Source organism: Mycobacterium sp. E3251 (assembly GCF_001666835.1).
Lineage (GTDB): Bacteria > Actinomycetota > Actinomycetes > Mycobacteriales > Mycobacteriaceae > Mycobacterium.
Map to the genome: position 1 here is coordinate 1 of NZ_LZJF01000135.1, position 2,088 is coordinate 2,088.

At 65.3% G+C, this 2,088-nt stretch carries 1 protein-coding gene and 1 pseudogene; both read right to left on the bottom strand.

Annotated elements, in window-relative coordinates:
* On the bottom strand, positions 1–1,070 hold a 1,070-nt coding region (locus A5697_RS16245; RefSeq protein WP_067947273.1), incomplete at its 3' end, for a virulence factor Mce family protein.
* Positions 1,067–2,088: pseudogene (locus A5697_RS16250) on the bottom strand (MCE family protein); the annotation flags it as partial. The gene A5697_RS16245 and the pseudogene A5697_RS16250, both read right to left, overlap by 4 nt.

A 2,088-nucleotide genomic window follows, 5' to 3' on the forward strand; every position in this document is an offset into this window, starting at 1 on the left:
GATTGTTCGAGCGCGCGTAGCGCTCCGGAGAACCCGGTCCCGGTGAGGACCGCGTTGTCGACCGCGCTCATCGTCAGATCCAGCGTCAGCGACAAGTTGAAGTAGTCGCCGCGGAACGCCTTGGGTACGGCGTCGACGTCGAACGGCCGGACGAGGATCAGCTTGAGCGCGCGAATCAGGTAGGGAGAGGCACGGCCGAATTCCCGCAACGGGCACTGCAGCGAGAGCAGATCCTGGTGGAGGTCGCCCCGCGCGGCCGACAGGTATTGGTCGGCAACTTTGCTGAGCCGTCCCGTAGCGTCGACCGCGTCGATCAGAAGGTTCTGTTTGTCGGCGAAATGCTTGAGCAGTGGCGGGAATTCGGTGAGGACGCGGTCCAAGACGTCAGAGCGGGGACCCACGTATGCCAGCAGCCGGTTGGTGGAATCGATGGCTCGGGTGATGTCAGCGCGTTGCTCGTTGAGTCGGGCGGTGAAGGTGGCCAGCTTGCCGAGGAAGGCACGGATGTGCTCGGCCCGACCGTTGACGATGTTGTAGACCTCGTTCTGCAGCACTTCCAGGTTCGGGATGCCGCCGCCGCGAAGCACGATGGCAAGACTTGCGAGCGTCTGCTCCGTCGTGGGATACGTCGACGCATTCTTCAGCGGGATCGTGTCGCCATCCCGCAGCAACTCCCGGGACGGGTTGGGAGGCGCGGCCAGCTCCACATGCTGCGAACCCAGCAGGCTGGTTTGCCCGATCTTGGCGGTCGCGTTCCTGGGTAACTTGACGTTCTTGCCCAGACGCAGCGTCAGGGTCGCGACCCAGTTCTTCAGTTGGATCGCCCGCACCGTGCCGACAAAGACATCGGCCACCCGCACCCGGCTGTTGTCGTTGAGGGCAAGCGTGTCGGGCATCTGCACATAGACGGTGTAGGAGCCGGGCCCGGAGCCCGGGCCACCCGGCATCGGCACATTCGCGATCCCATGCCATTTCGCGCACGACGTCAGCAACACTGCAGCAACCAGCACTGCGATGCCCTGCCGCGTCCGGTATCGGGCCCGAATAGCCATGGCGCGCAATGTGTTCATGATCCTGCTCCCGCCGCGGCGGCCACCGGCGCGGGCGTCGGCGCGACCGGACCAGGGATCACACCCGGTCCGGGCGCCGGTGGCGGGATCGGCACCTGGGGGGCCTGCAGGCCGATGGGTGGCAACACCGGATACTCGTCGTAGGCGTTCGGCGGCCCGGGCGGGGTCTGCAGCCCCGGGGGCGGGGGCCCGGTGTCGGGGCCGCCCATCAGTTCGGCCAGGGATTCGGGGGTCAACAGGCCGCCGGTGATGGGCCCCACCTGGGTGCCTTGCATGCCCGGTGCGACCACCCAGCCGGGCTGGGTGTTTCGGTGCGAGAACGGGGTGTCGGGCACCCAGATGCCGGGCACGGTGGTGTCCTTGTATCCGGTCGGCGGGTGCAGCCGCGGCTCGGAGTAAGCGATCTCCTTGGGTAGCGCCTCGGCGGTGCTGAACAGGTTCAACCCGAAGGGCAGGTAGTTGAACTTGATCGCATCGAGGACGGGGGCCAGGTATTGCGCACACAGCTCCGCGGACTCTTGATAGCCCAGTCGGCTACCGGCCTGAATCATGCTGCAGAAGAACTGCATTGGGTTGGCGAAGTTAGGGATCGCCGGAATGGACATCACGGCCCCGTGCGACGGGTGGTAAATCTGGCTGAGGTTGGTCTCCAGCGTCGGCAGGACGTGCAGTGCGGTCTCCAAACCGTTCAGTGGATCGGGCTGGACCAGCGTGGTGGTCAGGGTGGCGAGGTTGTCGAGGTCATGGACGAGGACCTCGCGGTTCTTGGTCAAGAACGGGCGCAGGGTGGAGAGCAGGCTGTCGAACTGCTGGAGCGCATTGGCGAGATTGTGGTCGGATCCGGTCAACTCGTCGGTGAACTGGGCCAGGTTCTTGTTGAGCGCGACGAATTGCTGGTCGTCCTTGTGCAGGGCGTTGACGAACTGGGCCAGGCTCTTCACCACCGCGAAGAAGTCACCACGGCCCTCGTTCAGCGCGGTCAACGACCGCGACAGGCTGTTCAGCGTGGTGTTGATTT